Source organism: Faunimonas sp. B44 (assembly GCF_052655945.1).
The window spans coordinates 18020-38977 of the sequence record NZ_JBQYEX010000019.1 but is presented as its reverse complement, the minus strand read 5'-3'; the positions used below and the strand labels follow the sequence as shown (position 1 = coordinate 38977).

18 protein-coding genes are annotated in these 20958 nt (G+C 70.7%); 8 read left to right on the top strand and 10 right to left on the bottom strand.

Annotated features, from left to right (window positions below; all coding sequences use genetic code 11):
• A partial coding sequence (locus tag ACUN0C_RS18540; RefSeq protein WP_445467891.1) for a thioredoxin domain-containing protein occupies positions 1–2021 on the bottom strand: 2021 nt, incomplete at its 3' end.
• 33 nt (positions 2022–2054) lie between these two features.
• On the opposite strand from ACUN0C_RS18540, the gene mnmE reads away from it, so the two are divergent.
• The 5 genes from mnmE (at position 2055) to ACUN0C_RS18515 (ending at position 7675) form a co-directional block, all read left to right on the top strand.
• Positions 2055–3359: a tRNA uridine-5-carboxymethylaminomethyl(34) synthesis GTPase MnmE gene (gene mnmE / locus ACUN0C_RS18535; protein ID WP_445467890.1), complete on the top strand. Its 1305-nt coding sequence runs from the start codon at positions 2055–2057 to the stop codon at positions 3357–3359.
• A gap of 68 nt (positions 3360–3427) precedes the next feature.
• On the top strand, positions 3428–5296 hold the full coding sequence (gene mnmG / locus ACUN0C_RS18530; protein WP_445467893.1) for a tRNA uridine-5-carboxymethylaminomethyl(34) synthesis enzyme MnmG: 1869 nt from the start codon (positions 3428–3430) through the stop codon (positions 5294–5296).
• On the top strand, positions 5293–5940 hold the full coding sequence (gene rsmG / locus ACUN0C_RS18525) for a 16S rRNA (guanine(527)-N(7))-methyltransferase RsmG (protein WP_445467889.1): 648 nt from the start codon (positions 5293–5295) through the stop codon (positions 5938–5940). Before mnmG ends, rsmG begins: the two co-directional genes overlap by 4 nt.
• Positions 5937–6761, top strand: a complete 825-nt coding sequence (locus tag ACUN0C_RS18520; RefSeq protein WP_445467888.1) for a ParA family protein — start codon at positions 5937–5939, stop codon at positions 6759–6761. Before rsmG ends, ACUN0C_RS18520 begins: the two co-directional genes overlap by 4 nt.
• 26 nt (positions 6762–6787) lie before the next feature.
• Positions 6788–7675 (top strand): ParB/RepB/Spo0J family partition protein, encoded by an 888-nt coding sequence (locus ACUN0C_RS18515; protein WP_445467887.1) that lies wholly within the window; start codon positions 6788–6790, stop codon positions 7673–7675.
• Between the two features lie 61 nt (positions 7676–7736).
• Here ACUN0C_RS18515 and ACUN0C_RS18510 read toward each other — a convergent pair whose 3' ends face one another.
• The 4 genes from ACUN0C_RS18510 to leuS form a co-directional block, all read right to left on the bottom strand.
• Positions 7737–8057: a DUF1236 domain-containing protein gene (locus ACUN0C_RS18510; RefSeq protein ID WP_445467886.1), complete on the bottom strand. Its 321-nt coding sequence runs from the start codon at positions 8055–8057 to the stop codon at positions 7737–7739.
• Positions 8058–8202: 145 nt separating this feature from the next.
• Entirely contained in the window at positions 8203–9243 is a 1041-nt protein-coding gene (gene holA, locus ACUN0C_RS18505) for a DNA polymerase III subunit delta (protein WP_445467885.1), read from the bottom strand.
• 1 nt (position 9244) lies between these two features.
• Complete coding sequence (lptE, locus tag ACUN0C_RS18500; RefSeq protein WP_445467884.1) at positions 9245–9748, bottom strand: LPS assembly lipoprotein LptE; 504 nt, start codon at positions 9746–9748, stop codon at positions 9245–9247.
• Complete coding sequence (gene leuS, locus ACUN0C_RS18495) at positions 9735–12341, bottom strand: leucine--tRNA ligase (RefSeq protein ID WP_445467883.1); 2607 nt, start codon at positions 12339–12341, stop codon at positions 9735–9737. The genes lptE and leuS overlap by 14 nt, the downstream gene beginning before the upstream one ends.
• A 91-nt stretch (positions 12342–12432) precedes the next feature.
• Here leuS and ACUN0C_RS18490 point away from each other — a divergent pair, with 91 nt between their 5' ends.
• Positions 12433–13095 (top strand): YggS family pyridoxal phosphate-dependent enzyme, encoded by a 663-nt coding sequence (locus tag ACUN0C_RS18490; RefSeq protein WP_445467882.1) that lies wholly within the window; start codon positions 12433–12435, stop codon positions 13093–13095.
• Here ACUN0C_RS18490 and ACUN0C_RS18485 read toward each other — a convergent pair.
• Positions 13092–13667, bottom strand: coding sequence for a L,D-transpeptidase family protein (locus ACUN0C_RS18485; protein ID WP_445467881.1), 576 nt, complete (start codon positions 13665–13667; stop codon positions 13092–13094). The two genes, ACUN0C_RS18490 and ACUN0C_RS18485, sit on opposite strands and share 4 nt — an antisense overlap.
• Positions 13668–13757: 90 nt before the next feature.
• On the opposite strand from ACUN0C_RS18485, the gene ACUN0C_RS18480 reads away from it, so the two are divergent.
• Both ACUN0C_RS18480 and ACUN0C_RS18475 read left to right on the top strand, forming a co-directional pair.
• Positions 13758–14441 (top strand): response regulator transcription factor, encoded by a 684-nt coding sequence (locus ACUN0C_RS18480; RefSeq protein ID WP_445467880.1) that lies wholly within the window; start codon positions 13758–13760, stop codon positions 14439–14441.
• Between the two features lie 10 nt (positions 14442–14451).
• Positions 14452–14913 carry a cyclic nucleotide-binding domain-containing protein gene (locus ACUN0C_RS18475; RefSeq protein WP_445467879.1) on the top strand — a complete coding sequence of 154 codons (462 nt, stop codon included), beginning with the start codon at positions 14452–14454 and terminating at the stop codon, positions 14911–14913.
• 3 nt (positions 14914–14916) lie between these two features.
• On the opposite strand, the gene ACUN0C_RS18470 is transcribed toward ACUN0C_RS18475, so the two are convergent.
• The 4 genes from ACUN0C_RS18470 to ACUN0C_RS18455 all read right to left on the bottom strand — a co-directional run bounded on the left by ACUN0C_RS18470 (position 14917) and on the right by ACUN0C_RS18455 (position 20607).
• Positions 14917–15714, bottom strand: a complete 798-nt coding sequence (locus ACUN0C_RS18470) for an exodeoxyribonuclease III (RefSeq protein WP_445467878.1) — start codon at positions 15712–15714, stop codon at positions 14917–14919.
• A gap of 117 nt (positions 15715–15831) precedes the next feature.
• Positions 15832–16467 carry a LolA family protein gene (locus ACUN0C_RS18465; RefSeq protein WP_445467877.1) on the bottom strand — a complete coding sequence of 212 codons (636 nt, stop codon included), beginning with the start codon at positions 16465–16467 and terminating at the stop codon, positions 15832–15834.
• Positions 16468–16532: 65 nt separating this feature from the next.
• Entirely contained in the window at positions 16533–19121 is a 2589-nt protein-coding gene (locus ACUN0C_RS18460; RefSeq protein ID WP_445467876.1) for a DNA translocase FtsK 4TM domain-containing protein, read from the bottom strand.
• Positions 19122–19275: 154 nt separating this feature from the next.
• Positions 19276–20607 (bottom strand): ammonium transporter, encoded by a 1332-nt coding sequence (locus tag ACUN0C_RS18455; RefSeq protein WP_445467875.1) that lies wholly within the window; start codon positions 20605–20607, stop codon positions 19276–19278.
• Positions 20608–20958 lie beyond the last annotated feature (351 nt).

Genomic DNA, 20958 nt, shown 5'->3' with positions numbered 1-20958 from the left:
GCGCCGGTCCGGCGCGTCTCCGCCAGGAGCGCTGCCGCTTCCGCGACACTGTGCGCGGGCGCGGAGCAGGCCCGTGCGGTGCAGACGTAGAGGGCCGGCTCGTCCGCGAGCGGCTTGCCCGCGAGGCCGGGCGGGAGTGCCGCTCCGCCGGCCTGAAGGCGGATGACGAATGCGGCCGGGTCGCCTTCGGCGAGCGCCGCGCGCAGGAGCCCGCCGGCGCCCGGGCCGGTTCCCGTTACCGCGACGAGCCTGCCGCGGAACATTGTGTCGAACCCCGCCTGGATGCTCGCAGTGGCGACGACGTCGCCCGCAATCCGGCCGGCAGCATCGCGCACGATCGCCTCGGCGCGCCGGGCGAAACGGTCCTCGCCGGTCAGCAGGTGGAGGAACGCGCAGTTCTGCGCCATGACGCCGTTCGCGGAAGGCAGCGCCTCGTCGGCATCCGAGGTCGGCCGGGTGATGAGCGGCTCGGCCGTGTCCGCGGTGAGGAAATAGGTGCCCCTATCCGGATCCAGGTAGTGGCGCTCCAGCGTCTCGAACCAGCCGATCGCGTCCGCAAGGAAGGCGGCGTCGTGGCGGGCGGCGAGGAGGGCGAGGGCGGCCGCGATCATCTGGGCGTGGTCCGTCGCCATGCCGGGATGGACCAGCGTCCCGCTGCGCCAGGAATGCCCGAGCATCCCCGCCTGGGCCATGTCGGCCCGGACGAAGCGGTAGGCGGCCTCGGCAAACGCGAGATATTCGGGTCGGTCGAGCGCCGTTGCCGCCGCCGCGAGGCCTTGGATGGTCGTGCCGTTCCAGTCGGCGAGGACCTTGTCGTCGCGGCCGGGCTGGGGCCGTGCGTCGCGTTCCGCGAGGAGCTTCGCCCGCATCGCCCGGAGCTGGTTTTCGCGCTCCGCGCCGAGCCACCCGCGGCTTTCGTCCGCCAGCCGGTTGAGGATGGCCTTGCCTTCCCAGTTTCCCTGGCGCGTGACGCCGTAGGTCGCCTTGAACAGCGCGGCGTCCTCGGCGCCGAGGACCCTGTCGATCTCCTCGGCCGTCCAGACGTAGGTGAGCCCCTCCTCGTGCTCGGTATCGGCGTCGAGGCTCGACGCGAACGCGCCGCCGGGGAGCCGCATCTCGCGCACGAGCCAGTCGACCGTCTCCTCGATCCGGGCACGGAACAGCGGGTCTGGATCGGCGGCGAAGGCGAGTGAAAGCCCGGTGAGGAACTGGCCGTTGTCGTAGAGCATCTTCTCGAAATGGGGGACGAGCCAGTCGGCGTCGACGGAATACCGTGCCAGGCCGCCGCCGACATGGTCGTAGATGCCGCCCTGGCAGAGGTAGCGGAGCGTCGTGAGCACCGCCTGCCGCGCTTCCGACCGGCCGGTGCGGATCGCCCCTCGCCAGAGGAGGTCCAATACGGGCGCGTTCGGGAATTTCGGAGCGCCGCGGAAGGAGCCGCGCTCGCCGTCCCAGATGGAGAGGATCGTCGCCGCCGCGCGGTCGAGCAGGTCGGCGTCGAGCGGGACGGCGCCCTGTCCTGGCGCGCCGCGGTTGAGGTGGCGGACGAGCGCGGCGCGGTTGTGCGCGATGGAGGGATCGCCGGAGGCCCAGGCCTTCGAGACCGATGTGGCGACCTGCCGGAAGCTCGGGCGGCCCCAGCGCGGCTCGGGCGGGAAGTAGGTGCCGCCCCAGAACGGCTCGCCTTCGGGCGAGAGGAACATGGTGAGCGGCCAGCCGCCCTGCTGGCCCATCGACTGCAGCGCCCGCATGTAGATCTGGTCGACGTCCGGCCGTTCCTCGCGATCGACCTTGATGTTCACGAAGGCGCGGTTCAGAAGCGCGGCTGTCTCGGGATCGCTGAAGCTCTCGGCGGCCATGACGTGGCACCAGTGGCACGCCGCGTAGCCGATCGAGAGGTGGACCGCCACCTTGCGCTCCCGCGCCGCGGCGAATGCCTCCGGCGACCATTGCCACCAGTCGACGGGATTGTCGGCGTGCTGCAGGAGATAGGGGCTGGTCGCGGTGGAGAGACGGTTCATGTCGGCCGGTAGCGGGAGATGACCAGGGGTTAGATGGAAACGATCTATGCCTTGTCGAGCGGCCCCCCGCCTGCCGGCGTCGCCGTCGTCCGGATCTCCGGGGCGGCCGTGCGGGAGATCGCCGGTGCGATGCTGGGCGGCCTGCCGCCGGCGCGGGCCGCCGCGCTCAGAACGATCCGGCACCCTGCGACCGGCGAGACGATCGACCGCGGCCTCGCGATCTACATGCCGGCGCCGGGGACCTTCACCGGCGAGGACGTCCTGGAGCTACAGAGCCATGGCGGGACGGCCGTCGTGCGCGCGATCCTTGACGCGCTCGCCGGCCTGCCGGGCGTGCGCATGGCCGCGCCCGGCGCGTTCACGCGCCGCGCCTTCGACAATGGCCGCCTCGACCTTGTGGAGGTGGAGGCGCTCGCCGACCTCATTGCCGCGGAGACCGAGGCGCAGCGGCGGCAGGCGGTCCGGGGATCGCACCTCGCGGCCCGCGCCGAGGCATGGCGCTCCATGTTGATTGCCGCGCGCGCCGAAATCGAGGCGCGCCTCGATTTCTCCGACGAGGCGGAGGTCGGGGAGGTCGTGCCGCAACCGGTTCTGGAATCGGCCGAAGCGATTCGGCGCGAAGCCTCGGACATCCTCGCGCGGAGCGCGGCGGCCGAACGGATCAGGTCCGGCTACAGGGTCGCGCTCGCCGGCCGGCCGAATGCCGGTAAGTCGACGCTGCTCAACGCGTTGGCGCACCGGGACGTGGCGATCGTGACGGCGGAGCCGGGAACGACCCGCGACGTGCTCGAGGTGCCGCTCGATCTCGGCGGCTATCCGGTGCTCGTCTACGACACGGCCGGAATGCGGGACGCCGGGAGCCTCGCCGAGCAGGCGGGCGTCGCGCGTGCGCGGCGAACCATCGAGCAGGCGGACCTCGTCCTTTGGCTGACGGAACCGGGCGGTGCGAAACCGGACCTGCGGCCGCCCGATTCGCCCAATCTCTGGCGCGTCGCGACCAAGGCCGATCTCTTGCGCCCGCAGGACGACGGCGCCGGTGCGGATTTCGTGATATCCGCGCAGACCGGCCAGGGGGTGGCCGGTCTGATCGAGGCGCTGCAGCGCGAGATCGCAGAAGCGCTCGGCGGGGCGGGCGCCGGCGCGGTGGCCGCGCGGGAGCGGCAGAAGCGGGCGCTCTCCGACCTCGTCCAGGCTCTCGATCTTCGCGCCGGCGAGCCCGACGAGGTGACCGCCGACCGGCTCCGGCAGGCGACCGACGTCATCGGGCGGTTGACCGGACGGGTGGACATCGAGGACGTCCTCGATCATCTCTTCGGCGAGTTCTGCATCGGCAAGTAGGTTTCACGTGGAACCTCGCCCGGGCGGCGGACGGGAATGTTCCACGTGAAACAACAGATGAGCGGGTGATCCGGGTGAAGGCGGACGTGGTGGTGATCGGCGGCGGGCACGCCGGCTGCGAGGCGGCAGCGGCAGCCGCGCGCTATGGTGCCGAGACGGTCCTCCTGACGCACGCCTTCGCCACGATCGGCGAGATGTCGTGCAACCCCGCGATCGGCGGGCTCGGCAAGGGCCATCTCGTGCGGGAGGTCGATGCGCTGGACGGGCTGATGGCGCGCGTGGCGGACCGGGCGGGGATCCAGTTCCGCGTCCTCAACAGGCGAAAGGGGCCGGCGGTGAGGGGTCCGCGCGCCCAGGCCGACCGGAAGCTATACCGTGCCGCGATGCAGGCCGAGATCGCCGGCTGCCCGAAGTTGCGCGTGGTGGAGGGCGATGCCGCCGACCTGATCGTCGAGGAGGGCCGCGTCGCCGGCGTGCGCCTCGCGGACGGCCGGCGGATCGATGCCGGCGCCGTCGTCCTCACCACCGGCACGTTCCTGCGCGGCCTCATCCATCTCGGCGACCGGAGCTGGCCCGCGGGGCGCTACGGCGAGGCGCCGTCGACGGGCCTCTCCGCCACGCTCGCGCGCATCGGGCTGCGCCTCGGCCGGCTCAAGACCGGAACGCCGCCGCGGCTCGACGGCCGGACCATCGACTGGGCGGCGCTCGACCGGCAGCCCGGCGACGACCCGCCGGAACCGTTCTCCGCGATGACGGAGCGCATCGAGACGCCGCAGGTCGACTGCCACATCACGCGCACCACGCCCGCGGTCCACGAGACGATCCGCGCCAATCTCGGCCGCTCGGCCATGTATTCCGGCCGCATCGAGAGCCGCGGCCCGCGCTACTGCCCGTCGATCGAGGACAAGGTCGTCCGCTTCTCCGACCGCGATTCCCACCAGGTCTTCCTGGAGCCCGAGGGTCTCGACGACCACACCGTGTATCCGAACGGGATCTCGACCTCGCTGCCGGAGGACGTCCAGCACGCGATCGTTCGCAGCATGCCGGGGCTCGAGCGCGTCGAGATTCTCCGGCCCGGCTATGCCATCGAGTACGATCACGTCGATCCGCGCGAACTCGACCCGACACTCGCCTGCCCGAAGCTGCCGGGCCTCTACCTCGCCGGCCAGATCAACGGCACGACCGGCTACGAGGAGGCGGCGGCGCAGGGCCTGGTGGCGGGCCTGAACGCCGCGCGTCGCGCCGGCGGCGCCGGGCCCGTCGTGATCGGCCGCGCCGACGGCTATCTCGGCGTCATGATCGACGATCTCGTCACGCGCGGCGTCACCGAGCCCTACCGGATGTTCACTTCGCGCGCCGAGTACCGGCTCTCGCTGCGCGCCGACAATGCCGACCAGCGTCTCACGCCGGTCGGCCTCGCCGCCGGCTGCGTCGGGGCCGAACGCGCCCGCCGGTTCGAAGGGAAGACGGCCGCACTGGAGCGGGCGACCGCCCTCCTTCGCGACCGGTCCCTCACCCCGCAGGAGGCCAGCCGGCACGGCCTCGCCGTGAACCGCGACGGCCGCCGGCGCGACGGCTTCGAGCTTCTGGCCCTGCCCGACGTCGGCATCGCCGCGCTGGCGCGGATCTGGCCGGAGCTCGCCGCGATCGCCACTCCGGTGGTGGCGCAGATCGAGATCGACGCCAAGTACGCCGTCTATCTCGACCGGCAGCAGGCCGACATCGAGGCGCTGCGCCGCGACGACGCCCTGGTCCTTCCGCCCGACCTCGACTATGCGGGGATCGGCGGCCTGTCGGCCGAGGTCCGGCAGAAGCTCGCATCGGCGCGCCCTGCCACCATCGGGCAGGCGGCCCGCGTCGAGGGCGTCACGCCCGCCGCGCTGACCAGGCTCCTGGCATTCGCGAGGAAGGAACCGGGGCTGCGGCGGAGCGCATGAGCGAGGAGGCCGAAGCCGAGGCGGCGCTCGCGCCTTTCGATTTCGTCGACGCCGCTGCGAAAGCGCGGCTTGTCCGCTTCGCAGCGCTTCTGAGGCGCTGGCAGGCCACGCACAACCTCGTCTCGCGGTCGAGCCTCGACGAGCTGTGGAGCCGCCACATCGCCGACAGCGTGCAGCTCGTCCCGCTCGCGCCCCCTTTCCGGCAATGGGTGGACATCGGCAGCGGCGGAGGCTTTCCCGGACTGGTGGTGGCCATCGTCCTTGCCGAGCAGCCGGACCATTGGTTTACACTTGTCGAAGCGAATCAGAAGAAATCGGCCTTTCTGCGAGCCGCCATCCGCGAGACGGGAGCCCATGCCGAGGTCGCTTCGGAACGGATCGAGACGCATTCCGCCAGGATGGCGGGGCAGGCCGACGTGGTCTCGGCCCGCGCGCTCGCGCCGTTCGCCGAGCTCGCCGGCCTCGCCTTCCCGTATCTCTCCGAGCAGGGCGTGCTCCTGATGCTTAAGGGCCAGGAGTTCGATCACGAGGAGCGGGAGGCGTCCCGGCACTGGAGCTACGCGCTGGACGTCACGCCGAGCCGGACCGATCCCGCGGGCCGGATCGTCGCCGTGCGCCGTCTCAGACCGAGGACCGACGCATGACGCTTCAGATCAGCCGGATTGCGGATCGGCCCCGCGTGCTCGCGATCGCCAACCAGAAGGGCGGCGTCGGCAAGACGACTACAGCGATCAATCTCGGCACCGCGCTCGCGGCGATCGGCGAGACGGTGCTGATCGTCGACCTCGATCCGCAGGGCAACGCCTCGACCGGGCTGGGCATCGAGCGCGACGGCCGCGAGGTGTCGACCTACGACGTCTTGATGCGCGACATGCCGCTCGCCTCGGCCGCGCGCCAGACCGCCGTCCCCAGGCTCTATCTGGCGCCCTCCACGCTCGACCTGCTCGGCGTCGAGCTCGAGATCGCCGGCATGCGCGACCGCGCCTATCGCCTGCGGAGCGCCGTCTCGGAACTGCCGCAGGACGGCGCAGGCCCGGCGTTCACCTACATCCTGGTCGACTGCCCGCCCTCGCTGAACCTCCTCACCGTGAATGCGATGGCGGCGAGCCACGCGGTGCTCGTGCCGCTGCAGTGCGAGTTCTTCGCGCTCGAGGGCCTCAGCCAGATCCTCGGCACCGTCGAGCGCGTCCGCGCCGGCCTCAACCCGGATCTCACCATCCACGGCATCGTGCTCACCATGTTCGACGGCCGGAACAAGCTCTCCGGCCAGGTGGTGGACGACGTCCGGGCCCATATGGGCGACAAGGTCTACAAGACCGTCATCCCGCGCAACGTGCGGATTTCCGAGGCGCCGTCGCACGGCAAGCCGGCGATCCTCTACGACCTCCGATGTGCCGGCAGCCAGGCGTACCTGAAGCTGGCGAGCGAGATCATCCAGCGCGAACGCATGCTGCGCGCGGCGTGAGCGACCGTAAACGAGGCAGGCAGGACATGGTCATGGCGATGGAACCGAAGCGGCGGCTCGGGCGCGGGCTCGACGCGCTGCTTGGCGATTACGCCGCCCTCCACGAGCGCCCGGGCCACGGCGAGGCGCCGGGCACGTCGCAGACGGTGCCGCTCGCCCTCATCCACCGCAATCCGCGCAACCCGCGCCGCGACTTCCCCGAAGCCGATCTGGAGGACCTCGCCGCCTCCATCCGCGCCCACGGCATCGTCCAGCCGATCGTCGTGCGGCGGCGCAAGGACGACGCGGAGAGCTACGAGATTATCGCCGGCGAACGGCGCTGGCGCGCCGCCCAGCTCGCCGGCCTGCACGACGTGCCGATCATCGTCCTCGACGTCTCGGACCGGCAGGCGCTGGAGCTTGCCATCGTCGAGAACGTCCAGCGCGCCGACCTCAATCCCGTCGAGGAGGCGCTCGGCTACCAGGCGCTGATCGACGAGTTCGGCTACACGCAGGCCGACCTCGGCAGCACGATCGGCAAGAGCCGCGTGCACGTCACCAACACGCTGCGCCTGCTGAAGCTGCCGCCGGCCGTCCTGAAGCGCCTCACGGACGGGGAGCTCAGCGCCGGCCACGGCCGCGCCCTCGTCACCGCCGACAACCCGGAGCGGCTGGCCAGGCTCGCCGCGGAGAAGGGCCTGTCCGTGCGGGAGGTGGAGCGGCTGGCGCAGAAGGCGGCCGCCGGCGCCCCGTCGCCGCGGCGGGAAGGCCCGGCCAAGCATGCCGACACCCTGGCGCTCGAGCGCGAGCTCGCCGACCGGCTCGGCCTCGGCGTCGACCTCAGGCATCGCCCGGACGGCGGCGGCGAGCTCCGGATATCCTACGCCTCGCTCGAGCAGCTCGACGCGCTCTGCCGCAAGCTCCAGGGCGCCTGAGCCGCGCCCCGGAGCCGTTGCGGGAAGCGGCGAAGGCCTGGGCCTTCACCGCGACGGGACATCAGCCGCCCACGACCGCGACGACCTTGGTGCTCGACGGCTCCACGATGACGATCCTCTCGCCGACATAGGCGTAGCGGTAGCCCTTGAACTCGGGCGACTTGTCCACGATCACGTCCGGCACCGGCTGGAACACCACCGTGTCCGGAAGCTCGGCCCCCACGGTGATGTCGGTCTCCACCGTCACCGGCTCGACCTTCTGTTCCGTCACGTAGGTGCGGAACTCGGTTTCCACCTCCGGGCTGATCGTGATGGTGGCCTGCGCGAAAGCGGCCGACGCGGCGAAGCCGAAGGCGGCAAGTGCGAGAACGGTGCGCTTCATCAGGATCTCTCCTTGCTGTTCGCTCCCTCGCGCCGAAGAACGCCGGCGCACCCAGATCGTTCCTGCCGAACGGCCTGGAAGTATCGGCTAACGCATTGTAAACGCACAACTTTAGGTGAAAGGCCTCCCGCTCCGGCCGTGCCCGTCAGCGCCCCTGCTGCGCCAGCCTCCGGGCCGCGGCGGCAACCCGCTGGAGCGCGTCGGACACGAGCGGGAACTCCAGCGGCGGCAGCCTCCTTGTGGCGAGCACCGCCTCGGCCATGATCGAGCGGGCGCGCGCGATCTCGCCCGCCGGCCAGCGCCTGAGCACCGCCTCGACCGCGGCTTTCCGCTTGAAGAAGATCGGCGGTCGCGCCCGCTCGACCACGGCGGAGGCCGGCCGGCCGGCTTCCACCTCGGCGCGGAGCTGCTGCAGCATGATGAGATGGCGGAGCGCCTGTGCGGCGACCGAGGCGGCGGATTGCCCCTCCGCACGCAGCCGGTTGAGATCGGTCTCCACGATCTCGGCCGCCCCGGAAAGCGCCGCGTCAACGATCCGGTCGGCGCGCAGCGCGCCGCTGTCGCCGACAAGCGCCTCGACGTCATCGGGCGTGACGCGGCCGCCGGGGCCGGCATGGAGCACCAGCTTCTCGATCTCGCCGCGCGCGGCCATGCGGTCGGTGCCGAGCAGTGCGACGAGGTCGTCGAGGGCGGCCGGGTCGATGATGACGTGGGTTTCGGACGCGAGCTGGTGGATGAGCGCCGCAATGTCCGCCGGCTCCGCCTCGCGGCAGGGGATGGCCGCCGCATGCGCCGACTGCTCGAAGCTCTTGCGCAGCGCGCTGTCGGTCTTGAGGTCGCCGGCCTCCACGATGACGAACCCCTCCTGCGGGGGCCGCGAGAGGAGGGGCTCGAGCGCCGCCGCCACGTTGTGGCGGCCGTCGAGGACGCGCAGGCTGACGAGCGGCGTGCCGCCGAAGAGGCTCGCGGCATAAGCCTCGTCGGCGAGCCGGCCGGGGTCCGCCCCGATCTCGTCCGAACCGAGGCGGAGGGCCGCGTCGGCGCCGCGCGCCTGCGCGACCGCCTCGAGCCGCCGCGCCCGTTCCGTCACCGCCCCGGCATCGGCGCCGTAGACGAGGACCATCCGAACACCGGCCGGCGGATCGGCGAGGAACTGCTCGACGCGGTTCGCCGGGACGGCGACCATCTCACCGCTCGGCGAAGAGCGAGGCGAGCCTCACGTGGACGAGCTGCGCGAGCGATTCCGCAATCCTGTCCTCGGCGTCGCGGCGGGCCCGGATGTTGGCGAAGTTCTGCGTCGAGCGGTTGTAGGACGCGACCCCCGCCACGGTATCCTGCAGCAGCACCTGGTCGCTCGCCGCATCCCTCAGCACGACGGAGACGCTGCCCCTCACCTGGTAGGAGGCCGGCGTGCCGGTGATCGGTTCGATGCCGAGCTCCTGCTCAGCGAGCGTCATGCGGAAGTTCAGCCGGTAGCGCGCGGGCGCGGCCGCCCCGCCGCCGCGCATGGCGAAGAGGAGCGCGTTGCGGAACACCTGCTCCGGCCGGCTCGATGGCCCGTCGACCTCGATCGCGGGCAGCGCCTGCAGCGCCCCGACGCCGTCGGGCGTCGGGGCGTAGAGCGGGCGCACCTGGCAGGCAGAGACGGCCAGCGCGACCCCAATGAAGCAGATCAACCTAAGCCACGACATTGACGATCCTGTTCGGCACGATGATCACCTTGCGCGGCGACCGGCCTTCGAGAATACGCTGCACGGGCTCGAGCGCCAGCGCCGCGGCCTCGATCTCGCCTTGCGAGGCTGCCGCCGGCACGTTCACCTCCCCGCGCTTCTTGCCGTTCACCTGCACGGGAAGGAGGATCGTATCCTCGACCAGGATGTCGGCGTCGAGTTCCGGCCAGGGCGTCTCCGCCACCAGGCTGTCGTGGCCGAGCGCGTTCCAGAGCCCTTCCGCTAGATGCGGCATCATCGGCGCGATCATCTGTGCGAGCAGCTCGAAGCCCTCGCGCAAAGCCCAGGCCTTGTCCGGCGCTGTCGGCTGGGCCGCGCCGAGTGCGTTGGCGAGTTCGTAGAGCTGCGCGACGGCGCGGTTGAAGCGCAGCCGCTCGATGTCCTGCGTCACGTCGCGGAGCGCCTTGTGCGTGGCGCGCCGGATCTCCAGGGCCTCGTCCGAGAAGCCGGCCGGGCGCGGCGTTCCGGGCGCAGGCAGCTCCGGCGCCATGCGGGTCGTCATCCGCCACAGCCGCTGCACGAAGCGGTGCGCGCCCTCCACGCCCGCCTCCGTCCAGATCACGTCGCGATCCGGCGGCGAGTCCGACAGCATGAACCAGCGCGCGGTGTCGGCGCCGTAGGTGGCAATGATGTCGCTCGGGTCGACGGTGTTCCGCTTCGACTTCGACATCTTCTCAATTGGCCCGATGACGACCGGCTCGCCAGTCTCCGCATCGAAGGCGCGGCGGTCCGGACCCTCGCCCTCGATGCGGATCTCGATCGGCCCGAGCCAGCGCCCGTCCGCCGACCGGTAGGTCTCGTGGACGACCATCCCCTGCGTGAACAGTCCGGCGAACGGCTCGTCCATCCCGACATGGCCGGCGCGCCGCATCGCGCGCGTGAAGAAGCGCGAATAGAGGAGGTGGAGAATGGCGTGCTCCACCCCGCCGATATACTGGTCGACCGGGAGCCAGCGGTCGGCGGTGGCGCGCTCCGTCGGCGAAGCCGCGTCCGGCGCGGTGAAGCGCGCGAAGTACCAGGACGAGTCCACGAAGGTGTCCATGGTGTCCGTCTCGCGCACCGCCGCCGCCCCGCACTTCGGGCAGGGCGTGTGCTTCCACGTCGGGTGGCGGTCGAGCGGATTGCCGGGGCGGTCGAACGCCACGTCCTCGGGCAGCTCGACGGGCAGATCGGCGCGCGGCACCGGCACGGCTCCGCATTGCGGGCAGTGGATCACGGGGATCGGGCAGCCCCAGTAGCGCTGCCGCGAGATGCCCCAGTCGCGGAGCCGGTAGTTGACCTCACGCACAGCCTGCGGCCTGCCGTCGACCAGGCGCCCCTCGAGCCGCTTCGCCACCTCCTCCTTGGCTTCCTCGACCGTCATCCCGTCGAGGAAGTCGGAGCGGAAGATCAGGCCGTCGCCCGTATAGGCTTCGTCCCGGACCTCGAAGCTCGCCGCGTCCGCCCCCGCGGGCAGCACGACCGGGCGAACCGGCAGGCCGTAGGCGTTGGCGAAGTCGAGGTCGCGCTGGTCGTGGGCCGGGCAGCCGAAGATGGCGCCGGTGCCGTACTCCATCAGCACGAAATTCGCGACGTAGACCGGAAGCAGCCGGTCGGGCAGGAAAGGATGCCGCACGCGGATGCCGGTGTCGTAGCCGCGCTTCTCGGCCGTTTCGATCGCCTCGGCCGTGGTGCCCATCCGGCGGCACTCCTCGACGAAGGCGGCGAGCGCGGGATCGCGGCGCGCGCACGCGCGCGCGACCGGGTGGTCGGCCGACACCGCCATGAAGGACGCGCCGAACAGCGTGTCCGGCCGGGTCGTGAAGACCTCGAGCCACGGGCCCGCCTCCTCTGCGCCGTCCGCGATCTCGAACAGGATCCGCAAGCCCTCCGAGCGGCCGATCCAGTTCCGCTGCATGAGGCGGACCTTGTCAGGCCAGCGGTCGAGGCCGTCGAGCGCGTCGAGCAGGTCGGCGGAGAATTCCGTGATGTTCAGGAACCACTGCGTGAGCTCGCGCTGCTCCACCGGCGCCCCCGACCGCCAGCCGCGCCCGTCGATCACCTGCTCGTTCGCGAGCACCGTCTGGTCGACCGGGTCCCAGTTCACCTTGGAGGTCTTCCGGCTGACGAGGCCGACATCCATGAAGTCCAGGAAGAGCCGCTGCTGCTGCGCGTAATACTCGACGTCGCAGGTGGCGAACTCGCGCGACCAGTCGAGCGACAGGCCCATCGACTGCAGCTGGCCGCGCATCACCGCGATGTTGTCGTAGGTCCAGCCTTTCGGGTGCACCCTGTTCTGCATGGCGGCGTTCTCGGCCGGCATGCCGAAGGCGTCCCATCCCATCGGATGCAGCACGTTGAAGCCGCGTGCCCGCTTGTAGCGCGCGATGACGTCGCCCATCGCGTAGTTCCGCACGTGGCCCATGTGGATCCGGCCGGACGGGTACGGGAACATCTCGAGCACATAGTATTTCGGGCGCGCGTCGTCGTTGCGGCACTCGAAGAGGGCCTTCTCGGCCCATGCGGCCTGCCAGTGCGCCTCGGCAGCGCGCGGATTGTAGCGTTCGGAAGACATTGCTATCCGTTTCGTCGGACGGGGGCCGAGCTTCAGCAGAATTGACCAGACCGGTCAACCGCGGGCCGGCGCTGCGGCGGACGGAGTTGGCATGAGCGCAGCCGAGAGACTGGCGGAGATCCGCGGCCGCATCGCGGCGGCAGCGCTCCAGGCGAACCGGGACCCGGCCTCCATCACCCTCGTCGCCGTCTCCAAGACCTTCCCTCCCGAAGCCGTCATGCCGCTGATCGACGCCGGCCAGGCCGTGTTCGGGGAGAACCGCGTGCAGGAGGCGGCCGGCAAATGGCCGATCCTCCTCGCCCGCCACACCGAGCTGCGGCTCCATCTCATCGGGCCGCTGCAGACCAACAAGGTTCGGGACGCGCTCGCCCTCTTCCATGCGGTCCATTCGCTCGACCGGGAGCGCCTGGCCGCGGCGATCGCGAAGGAGGTCGCCGCCGGCACCCGCTGCCCCGACCTGTTCGTGCAGGTGAACACCGGCGAGGAGCCGCAGAAGGCGGGCGTGCCGCCGCGCGAGGCGGTCGCCTTCGTGCGCCGCTGCCGCGACGTCCACGGCCTCACCGTGGCCGGCCTGATGTGCATCCCGCCCTTGGAAGACGCGCCGGGCCCGCATTTCGCGCTGCTGCGCAAGATCGGCGAGGAGGCCGGCACGGGGGCGCTGTCGATGGGCATGAGCGGCGATTTCGAGACGGCGATCGCCTTCGGCGCGACGCACGTCCGGATCGGCAGCGCGCTGTTCGGCGCGCGCGGCTAGCGGCGGATGCGGCGCGGCGAGGCCGCGATCGCGAACTCCGGATTGCGGCCGATGGCCGAGAGCAGCCGCAGGAGATCGCCCCGGCGCAGCGCCACGCACCCCTCGGTCGGCGCGAAGCCGGCCCGGCAGAGATGGACGAAGATGGCGCTGCCGGCACGGCTCGCCCGCGGCCGGATGTTCCAGTCGAGGACCCCGACGAGGTCGTAGAGGTGGTCGTCGCGCCACAGCGCCTCGTGCGAGGCGGGATACGGGCGGTGGACCGGGCAATTGTAGCGTCCGCTCCGGGGTTCGTCGCACCAGCCGCCGTCGCGCCGGATGCGCCCGAGCGGCACGCGGGTCGCCGGGCCTGCGATGCGGTCTGACCGCACCATCACCGCGAGCAGGCGGTGACGCCCGGCCGGCGTGGCCCCGTCCCCCTCGCGCTTCAGGTGCGTCACGCCGCTGCGGCCGAGCGCGCAAGGCACCGCGCGATCACCGACGTTCAAGATCCCTTGAGAAGGCCTGCCCGGCCGCGGGAAGATGCGGACGAGGCTTGGCTTGCCGGACCTGCTGCGTCTAATGCGCCGTCTCATGATCAATCCCGTTCACCCGAATCGCGTGCGAATGGCTGGCCGAACGGTGTTCTCATCGCATACCCTGCAACCGGAACGAACGAGGCCGGCATGACCTCACGCAAGATCCTGATCGTCGACGACGACAACGATCTGAGCGAGGCGCTCATCGAGCAGCTCGCGCTTTACGACGAGTTCGAACTGTCCCGCGCGGACACCGCCGCCGCCGGCATCAAGGCCGCACGCGAGGGCCACGTCGACCTTATCATCATGGATGTCGGCCTGCCCGACATGGACGGGCGCGAGGCGGTGAAGCTCCTGCGCAAGGCCGGCGTGCGCGCGCCGGTCATCATGCTGACCGGGCACGACACCGATTCCGACGCGATCCTCGGGCTGGAATCGGGGGCCAACGACTATGTCGTGAAGCCCTTCCGCTTCGCCGTCCTGCTCGCCCGCATCCGGGCGCATCTGCGCCAGCACGAGCAGAGCGAGGATGCGACCTTCGCGATCGGCCCCTACACGTTCCGGCCCGCAGCCAAGCTCCTGCTCGACCAGAAGGGCGGCAAGGTCCGTCTCACCGAAAAGGAGACGGCGATCCTGAAATACCTGTACCGTGCCGGCGAGCGGATCATCACGCGGGACGTGCTTCTCTCGGAAGTCTGGGGCTACAATTCCGGCGTGACGACGCACACGCTCGAGACGCATATCTACCGGCTTCGGCAGAAGATCGAGCGCGACCCGTCGAACGCCGAGATCCTCGTCACCGAATCGGGCGGCTACAAGCTCGTGCAATAGGGAAACGCGATTGTCGCTCCGGTCCATCATCGACCTTCTCCGGAAGGCGCCCTTCTTCGAAGGCTTCGCCGAGGACCAGCTGCGCCTCGTCGCGTTCTCCGCGGAGACGCTCGTCCTGCCGCCGGGCGAGGTGCTGTGCGAGGAGGCCGGGCCGCTCAAGGCCGCCTACCTGGTCGCGTCCGGCAACATGGAGGGCCGGCGCGGGAGCGGCGAGGCCATGCTGGCGCGGCCGCTGAAGCCGGGTACGCTGGTCGGCGAGATGGCCCTCCTGGTGCCGGCCCGGGCGCACGAGACGGTGGTCGCGACCGACGAGGCGCAGGTCGTCGAGATCAGGCGCCAGACCATGGCGCGGCTCCTCGACGAGTATCCGGAGTTCGCGCAGATCATCAGGACGCGCATCGCCCGGCGCATGCTCGCGGCCACCGCCGAATTCAAGCGGATCAGCGACCGCCTCGGCCGGATCGAGGCCTGAGCGCTACTCGAACGTGGCGATGACCGGCACGTGGTCGGACGGCCGGTCCCAGGCGCGCGCCTCCTTCAGGACCTCCATCGCCACCGCGTCCCTCGCGAGGTCGCCGGTCGCCCAGACATGGTCGAGCCGGCGGCCGCGGTCGTTCCGCGTCCAGTCGGGCGAGCGGTAGCTCCACCAGGTGAAGAGCTTCTCCTCGGGCGGCACGAACTGCCGCATCACGTCCACCCATCGCCCGGCCTGCTGCAGGCGGATGAGCCCCTCGGTCTCCACCGGCGTGTGGCTCACCACCTTCAGGAGCTGCCTGTGCGACCAGACGTCGGTCTCGAGCGGGGCGATGTTGAGGTCGCCGACGACGATCGTGTCCGGCGTCGCGAGCTCGGCCGTGCAGCCGAGCATCTCCTCCACGAAGGAGAGCTTGTGGGCGAACTTCCAGTTCGCGTCCGGGTCGGGCTCGTCGCCGCCGGCCGGGACGTAGAAATTGTGGATGGTGACCGGCCGGCCGCGATAGTCGACGCGCGCCGCGACGTGGCGCGCGTCGTCGCGCCCGCAGAACATGCGCTTGTCGATGTCGGCGAGCGGCAGGCGGGAGAGGATCGCCACGCCGTGATAGCCCTTTTGGCCGTGGATGGCGGCGTGATGGTAGCCCGCCTCGGTGAAGGCCGCGGTCGGGAAGCTGCCGTCCGCGCACTTCGTCTCCTGCAGGCAGATGACGTCGGGGCGGCGCTCGGCGAGCAGCTTGCGGACGAGGTCGATCCGCAGGCGCACGGAGTTGATGTTCCAGGTGGCGACGGTGAGCGGCATCGGAGGCTTTTCGGCCGGCGCGGCGGGAAAGTCGAGCCCGCGCCGCCGGCGTCCACAGGCAGGCGGCGCCCGGAGCCGGCCCGGGCGCCCCGACCCGACGCGACGGGGCCGAAGCGGCTAGCGCGAGCGCTCGCGCGCTGCGTTCGTGGCGGCGCTGTAATTGATCTTGAAGAGGTCGCCGGCGAGCCGCTTGCCGGTCTCCACGTTGTAGATCGAGACCGAGGTCTGCAGCCCCTGGTCGTCAATCACCGACCATTGCCGAAGCTCGTTGGTCGCGCGGTCGAAGATGAGCGTCAGCTTGCCGCCGCCGAAGCGCGAATCGTCGACGATGGTGACGCTCACGAGGTCGGCCTCGAGCGTCACGTCGCTCACCTTGTCGAAGGTCGACAGGTCGAGCTTCTGCTGGAGCAGGTACTTGAGCGGCGTCTTCGAAAGCGGCCAGATGTCGTAGGTCTGCAGCTTCTTGTCGTGGACGAGCACCGAATTTCCGTCGGACACGACGCTGATCGTGGCCGGGGCCGAGTAGGTGAAGTTGATCTTGCCGGGCCGGGCCATGAAGAACCGGCCTTCGGTCTTGTCGCCGCTCGGGCCGAACTGCACGAAGTCGCCGCTCATGCTGCTGACGGTCTGGAACTTGGCCGAAACCGCCTTCAGCGCCTGGCTCTCCGTTGCGCCGAGCGCCAAAGCCGCGGCCGGAACCAGGGCGAGCGCGGCTGCGAGCGCGAGCTTTCGCGTGGTGCTCAGAAGGGTCATCGCGTCATCCGTCTCCTCTGTCCTTCCGAGGTAGGAACCGATTGGGGACAAACAAGGGCAGCCCGTTAAGCCGCGGCCCCGTCCTCGCCGACCAGGATCTCGCGCTTGCCGGCGTGGTTGGCCGGCCCGACCAGGCCCTCCTTCTCCATCCGCTCGACCAGCGACGCCGCCCGGTTGTAGCCGATCGAGAGCCGCCGCTGGATGTAGCTGGTGGACGCCTTGCGGTCGCGCAGCACCACCGCGACCGCCTTGTCGTAGAGGTCGCCGGAATCCTCCAGCCCGCTGGTGAAGGATTCCATCGATCCCTCGGCCGCCTCGTCCTCGTCGGTGACGGCGTCGAGATAGTCCGGCGCGCCCTGGCTCTTCAGGTGCGCGACGATGTCCTCGACCTCCTCGTCGGAGACGAACGGCCCGTGGACGCGCTGGATCCGGCCGCCGCCGGCCATGTAGAGCATGTCGCCCTGGCCGAGCAGCTGTTCCGCGCCCTGCTCGCCGAGGATGGTGCGGCTGTCGATCTTGGAGGTGACCTGGAAGGAGATGCGGGTCGGGAAGTTCGCCTTGATCGTGCCGGTGATGACGTCGACGGAGGGCCGCTGCGTCGCCATGATGACGTGGATGCCGGCGGCGCGGGCCATCTGCGCGAGCCGCTGAACGGCGCCCTCGATCTCCTTGCCGGCCACCATCATCAGGTCGGCCATCTCGTCGATGACGACCACGATGTAGGGCATCGGCTCGAGGTCGAGCTCCTCGGTCTCGAAGAGCGGCTCGCCCGTCTCCTGGTCGAAGCCGGTCTGGATCGTGCGGGTGATCACCTCGCCCTTCTTCAGCGCGAGCGAGACGCGCTGGTTGAAGCCGTCGATGTTGCGCACCCCGAGCTTCGACATCTTGCGGTAGCGGTCCTCCATCTCGCGGACCGTCCATTTCAGCGCGACTACCGCCTTCTTCGGGTCGGTCACGACCGGCGTCAGGAGGTGCGGGATGCCGTCATAGACCGAGAGCTCCAGCATCTTCGGGTCGATCATGATGAGCCGGCACTGCTCCGGCGTCATGCGGTACACCAGCGACAGGATCATCGTGTTGATCGAGACCGACTTGCCCGAGCCGGTCGTGCCGGCCACCAGAAGATGCGGCATGCGGGCGAGGTCGGCGATCACCGCCTCGCCGCCGATCGTCTTGCCGAGCGCGAGCGCGAGCTTCGCCTTCGAGCCCTCGAAATCCTTGGCGGCGAGGAGCTCGCGGAGATAGACGGTCTCGCGCGTCGCGTTCGGCAGCTCGATGCCGATCACGTTCCGCCCCGGGACGACCGCCACGCGTGCGGCGATCGCGCTCATGGAGCGGGCGATGTCGTCGGCGAGCCCGATCACGCGCGACGATTTTATGCCCGGCGCCGGTTCCAGTTCGTAGAGCGTCACGACCGGCCCGGGCCGGACGTTGATGATCTCCCCGCGCACCCCGAAATCCTCGAGCACGCCTTCCAGCAGATGCGCGTCCTGCTCGAGCGCGGCATGGTCGACGAGCGTGCGCTGCCTCGTGTCGGGCGGGGTGAGGAGGTCGAGCGGCGGCAGCTCGATCCCGCCGGCCGCCTTCGGCTGGACCATGCGGGGAGCGCTGCGCGGCGCCGCCGCCACGGGCGGTGCCGGGGGCGGCACACGCGCCGGCGCCTGCCGGCGGGCGGGCGGGGCCGCGACGATGCCGTCGTCGCGGTCCTCGTTCGGATCGAACGCCTCGATCCCGCCGTCCATGTCGGATTCATACGTGTCGTCGAACGTCTCGGCCGCGGGCTCGGCGGGGGCGGCGCGGAAAGCGGACAGCGCCGGTTCGCGGCGGCCGCCGGCTTCGGAGCGGGGCTCGATCCGCGCCGGGCCGGTCTGTGCGGCCCTCCGCCGCTGGCCGAGGCGGCGGGCCATCGCGGCCCGTGCGGACAGGCCCCAATGGGCGAGGATGCCGGCGATCAGCCTGAGGCGGCTGTCATCGTCCGCGTCGTCCTCCTCGATTGCGGCCGCGGCCGGCTTGGCCGTGCGCACCTTCGCCGGCGCCGGGCGCTTCGGCTGGCGCATGAAGCGTTCCGAGAGCGGCTCGCTCCTCAGCCCGGCGGCGAGGAGCAGGGGCACGGCGACGATCGCCGCGACGATCGCAATCGCAGCGCGCAGGCCGCCACGCATCGGGCCGTCGGAGAACGCTTCGGGGATGCGCAGGATGAGGTCGCCGGCCGCGCCGCCGAGCCCGACCGGCAACGGCCATCCGACCGGCACCGGAATGCAGGCGAGCGCGACGGCGAGGAGGGTGATCCCGCCGATCCAGTAGGCGCCCTGGCGCCGTGCGCTCCGCGGCAGGCGTCGGCGCAACAGGTTCCAGCCGAGGGCGAAGAGCGGCAGGATGAAGCCCATGATCGCGAGCCCGAAGAGCTGCATGGCGAGGTCGGCGAAGACCGCCCCGGGGCTGCCGAGCAGGTTCCGGACGGGCGCGTCTGCCGCATAGCTGAGGCTCGGATCGTCGGCATGCCAGCTCGCCAGGCTCACCACCATGGCGATGCCCGCCCCGAGCAGGACGAGGCCTGCCAGCGCGAGCGCGTTGCGCAGGATGAGTTCGCGGAGGCGGCTCTGGCCGCCTTGGAAATCGGCTAGGGTCCCGTAGGTCATGTCGGTCTGACGCATACTCGCTCGCGGTCGGCTCGCCGCTCCGACCGACCCTAGGGGGGACCAGTAAAGCAGCCATTAACCACGGCGCCTCGGCGCCGAAATGAATCGGCCCGGCGGTGATCCGCCGGGCCGATCGCGGTCCGCTCGCCGGGAGGGCGCGAGCAGGCACTCAGCTGTGGTAGGCGGCCTCGCCGTGATAGGAGAGGTCGAGCCCGGTGCGCTCCGCCTCGGTCGTCGCCCTGAGGCCGACGAGGAGGTCGGCGATCTTGAAGGCGATCGCGCTTCCGACGGCGCACCAGACGATGGTGACGGCGACGGCGAGGAATTGCGTCCAGACCTGCGCGGCGATGCTGAAATCCTCCGCGCCGGTGCCGCCGAGGCCCGGCGCGGTCAGGATGCCGGTCGCGAGCGCGCCGACGATGCCGCCGATGCCGTGGATGCCGAAGACGTCGAGGCTGTCGTCGTAGCCCGCCGCCGGCTTCACCACCGCCACGAAGAAGTAGCAGGCCGCGCTCGCCGCGAAGCCGAGCACGATCGCGCCGACCGGGCCGATCGTGCCGCAGGCCGGCGTCACCGCGACGAGGCCCGCGACCAGGCCGGAAGCCGCGCCCAGCATGGAGGACTTGCCGCGGGTGAAGCTCTCGATCAGCGCCCAGGCGACGATCGCGCCGGCGGTCGCGGTGAAGGTGTTGATCATGGCAAGCGCGGCGCCGCCGTTCGCCTCGAGGTTGGAGCCCGCGTTGAAGCCGAACCAGCCGACCCAGAGGAGCGAGGCGCCGACCATCGTCAGCGTCATGGAATGCGGGGCCATCATGTCGCGGCCGAGCCCCTCGCGCTTGCCGACCATCACGCAGCCGACGAGCGCGGCGACGCCGGCATTGATGTGGACGACGGTGCCGCCGGCGAAGTCGAGCGCGCCCCAGTTGAAGATGAGGCCGTTGCCGGCCCACACCATGTGCGCGATCGGGAAATAGACGAGCGTGGCCCAGATCACGCTGAAGATGATCACGGCCCCGAAGCGGACCCGCTCGGCGAAGGCGCCGACGATCAGGGCCGGCGTGATGGCCGCGAACGTCATCTGGAAGCAGATGAAGACGTATTCGGGGATGACCTCGTCGCTGAAGGTCGCAGCCGCCGAGTCGGGCGTCACACCGGCGAGGAACAGCTTGCCGAAGCCGGAGATGAAGGCGTTGCCCCCGTCCCCGAATGCCATCGTGTAGCCGTAACAGACCCACACGATCATCATGACGGCTGCCACCATCATGACCTGCATGAGCACGGACAGCATGTTCTTCGCCCTCACCAGCCCGCCGTAGAAGAGGGCGAGGCCGGGCAGGATCATGAGCAGGACGAGCACCGTCGCGATCATCATCCAGGCCGTGTTGCCGGGGTTCGGCGCGGCCGCGGCGATTTCCGCCGCCGCCTCCGGCGCACCCTGGGCGAGGGCCGACACGGCGCTCGCCGCGACCAGCGCAAGCGCGGTCGGGATCGTTTTCTTCATTCGCTGTTGTTCCTCGCATTGAGCTGGGATCGTCCGGGGCGGAGCGGGTGCCGCCTCCGCCGGGGCGCGGCTTGGCGGACGGCTCGGCTGGCGTTGGCAAGCGCGGGGCCATGCGCACGGTGCGCTCGGGCGGCCGCGACCGAGGGCTCGCAGCGCCGCGGCTGCGGCCCTGCCCGTGATGCCGCGGGCGGACCCGGCAGCCTCGCCATCAGATCCGTCGCTGTTCGCAAATCCCGGCCGCATCCCCGACGCCCTTGCTCCGCCCGCCCGGAACCATTCCCGGGCACCAGGAGCAGCAACTCACAATCAAGCGCCGTGCCAATGTGATAGATCTCTGATTTATCGACACTA